We start from the raw sequence: 3,676 nt of genomic DNA, 5'->3' as shown, positions 1-3,676 counted from the left end.
AGAGTCCATCGTCTACGCTTTATATGGAGCAGTACCGATTTGCCTCTTAAAGGGAAATCTTCAACGGTTATCTCAGGCAAGAAGCCTTTGGATTGCGCTAATTCTGATTGGTACTCCTTGGGCAGCACGTTCTTTTCTTCTAGGTAAAAATGAACCTTACCTTCTGATGATTTATGGTCTACAATTTCAAAATAATCCATAACGCCTTTCGGTAACAAATACTGTGCTAATTTTATATTCAAGATCTAATCTGTTTTTGTCAAAGATAAAGTTTCTCCCCAAGTTTTACGTTTGATCCAATAAAACTCCGTTTAAAGCAAGATTTTTGGTGTAGTAGTGCTTATCTCAATTTCTTTACCCCAACCCTAAAGGGAGGGAATTGAACACAATTAGAACGTTTTCTTTACTTTTTATAATTGTTTTGATTGTGGTTCAAATAGTGTGTACTAGGACTTTAAGATTGATTTGGCTTATTCCACTTTTTCTTTTTTGCATTGGCCAAAAAAGAAACAAAAAAGTCTAGGCTTACGACCCTCTATCTAAATTTATCATTCGGCTCCTAAATTTTAGGAACTCGCTGGAGAGATCTGTTATCAATTCCTGATTTTTGAGAGCTCAAACAGCCTAAAATTTTACGGTGCCTTCATTTCAAATTTTACGATAGATCGGCGATAGGCCGGGGTAGTTTTTAAGTGAATCTTTCATTAAAAAGTGCATAGTGAGTGGTAAACAGTGAATGGTTTTGATTGTGGTTCAAATAGAGCTTATCTCAATTTCTTTACCCCGACCCTAAAGGGAGGAAATTGAATATAATTAGATGGTTTTCTTTAATTTTTATAATTGTTTTGATTTTGGTTTAAATAGAGTGTGCTGGTGCTTTAAGATTGATCTGGCTTATTCCACTTTTTCTTTTTTGCATTGCCCAAAAAAGAAACAAAAAAGTCTAGGCTTACGACCCTCTATCTAAATTTATCATTCTGCCCCTAAATTTTAGGAACTCGCTGGAGAGATCTGTTATCCATTCATACGTTTTGTTAGCTCAAACAGCCTAAAATTTTACGGTGCCTTCATTTCAAATTTTACGATAGATCCTCGATAGGCCGGGGTCAGCATTTGAATATAATTAGATATTTTTCTTTACTTTTTATAATTGTTTTGATTTTGGTTCAAATAGTGCTTATCTCAATGTATTTACCCCAGCCCTAAAGGGCGAACATTGAACACAATTAGAACGTTTTACAATCTAATTCGTACCTAAATCTTAAATGGCCTACTTTTCGTAGGCGTAGTAAAACAAGTAAAAGCCGCAGCGGCTGGCAGTGGAGGATGGCCTAGCTTGCGGTTGCCATCCGCACGATAAGGGTTTTACGCCGTTTTCAAGCGTACTAAAATCAGCCTAGATTTTTTTGGTTCGTTTTTTTATCAATGGAAAAAATGAACATTAGAAAGACTAATTGATTAATAGGAATTAGAATGTTGTTATAAACTAGGAGTGTGTAGTTTTTTGATTGTGGTTCAAATAGGGTGTGCTGGTGCTTTAAGATTGATCTGGCTTATTATTCTTTTTCTTTTTTGCATTGCCCAAAAAAGAAACAAAAAAGTCTAGGCTTACGACCCTCTATCTAAATTTATCATTCTGCCCCTAAATTTTAGGAACTCGCTGGAGAGATCTGTTATCCATTCCTAATTTTTGATAGCTCAAACAGCCTAAAATTTTACGGTGCCTTCATTTCAAATTTTACGATAGATGCTCGATAGGCCGGGGTAGTTTTTAAGTGAATTTTTCATTAAAAAGTGCATAGTGAGTGGTAAACAGTGAATGGTTTTGATTTTGGTTTAAATAGTGCTTATCTCAATTTCTTTACCCCAACGCTAAAGGGTGGAAATTGAACATAATTAGAACGTTTTAAAATCTAATTTGTACCTAAATCTTAATCGGCCTACTTTTCGTAGGCGTAGTAAAACAAGTAAAAGCCGCAGCGGCTGGCAGTGGAGGATGGCCTAGCTTGCGGTTGCCATCCGCACGATAAGGGTTTTACGCCGTTTTCAAGCGTACTAAAATCAGCCTAGATTTTTTTGGTTCGTTTTTTTATCAGTGGAAAAATGAACATTAGAAAGACTAATTGATTAATAGGAATTAGAATGTTGTTATAAACTAGGAGTGTGTAGTTTTTTGATTGTGGTTCAAATAGTGTGTGCTGGTGCTTTAAGATTGATCTGGCTTATTATTCTTTTTCTTTTTTGCATTGCCCAAAAAAGGAACAAAAAAGTCTAGGCTTACGACCCTCTATCTAAATTTATCATTCTGCCCCTAAATTTTAGGAACTCGCTGGAGAGATCTGTTATCCATTCATACGTTTTGATAGCTCAAACAGCCTAAAATTTTACGGTGCCTTCATTTCAAATTTTACGATAGATCGGCGATAGGCCGGGGTCAGCATTTGAATATAATTAGATGTTTTTCTTTACTTTTTAGAATGGTTTTGATTGTGGTTTAAATAGTGCTTATCTCAATTTCTTTACCCCAACGCTAAAGGGTGGAAATTGAACATAATTAGAACGTTTTAAAATCTAATTTGTACCTAAATCTTAATCGGCCTACTTTTCGTAGGCGTAGTAATACAAGTAAAAGCCGCAGCGGCTGGCAGTGGAGGATGGCCTAGCTTGCGGTTGCCATCCGCACGATAAGGGTTTTACGCCGTTTTCAAGCGTACTAAAATCAGCCTAGATTTTTTTGGTTCGTTTTTTCATCAATGGAAAAAATGAACATTAGAAAGACTAATTGATTAATAGGAATTAGAATGTTGTTGTAAACTAGGAGTGTGTAGTTTTTTGATTGTGGTTCAAAGGGTGTGCTGGTGCTTTAAGATTGATAACGTTTCGATAAAGTGTTTCATTTATTATTCTTTTTCTTTTTTGCATTGCCCAAAAAAGAAACAAAAAAGTCTAGGCTTACGACCCTCTATCTAAATTTATCATTCGGCCCCTAAATTTTAGGAACTCGCTGGAGAGATCTGTTATCAATTCCTGATTTTTGATAGCTCAAACAGCCTAAAATTTTACGATAGATCGGCGATACGTCAGGGAGGACCTTTGAATATAATTACACTAGTTTTTTCTCTTTTATACATTTTAGTTATTTATGGATTGAAAAGGGCAGACCAACGTTTTTTTTACTCATCGTTTCGCCGTGCTCCAGTCGGTCGATTGTTTTTTTTCTACTTTTTGTAGGCTAGGTATTAAACTTAATTCGGTGTTTTTTATTTGAGGTTTTGTATTAAGATATTGATAGTTAGTTAATTGTTTTTTAATTTTAACAAAAAATTACTTACATTGCGTCTTCGTAAATACTTTATTTTAAAATCATTTTTAAAATATTAGTGTGTTTTTGTACGTAATTTAATTATTAAATCCCTTAGCAGCTATTGGTTGTTTTTAGTAGTTATTTCCATTGGAGAGCTGTTTTATCGCTCGATCTAATTTGTATTTGTTTGGTGTAATTGATTAAATTATTAACCCTAAATACGGCATACATACTTATGAAATCCCTAAAAATTACTTTTATCGCTCTTTTTTCACTCGGACTATTCACTGCTTTAGCTTCAACTGTTACTGTTGCACCTAAGACAACCTCAAACACAGAGCTTGCGCCAACCGAAGTACACCTAGCAACAAC

General features: G+C 34.9%; 2 protein-coding genes. Both read right to left on the bottom strand.

Going from position 1 to position 3,676, the window contains the following annotated elements; all coding sequences use genetic code 11:
- Positions 1-242: ISAon1 family transposase N-terminal region protein (locus ES677_RS14880; protein ID WP_148381679.1), on the bottom strand; the 242-nt coding region annotated here is incomplete at its 3' end.
- A 3,200-nt stretch (positions 243-3,442) separates the two neighbouring features.
- Positions 3,443-3,676, bottom strand: a 234-nt coding sequence (locus ES677_RS15375; protein WP_170235072.1) for a hypothetical protein, incomplete at its 5' end; no start/stop codon positions are given.

The organism is Bizionia gelidisalsuginis, assembly GCF_008086185.1.
Taxonomy (GTDB): Bacteria; Bacteroidota; Bacteroidia; order Flavobacteriales; family Flavobacteriaceae; genus Bizionia; species Bizionia saleffrena.
This window is presented reverse-complemented; position numbering and strand designations above follow the sequence as displayed.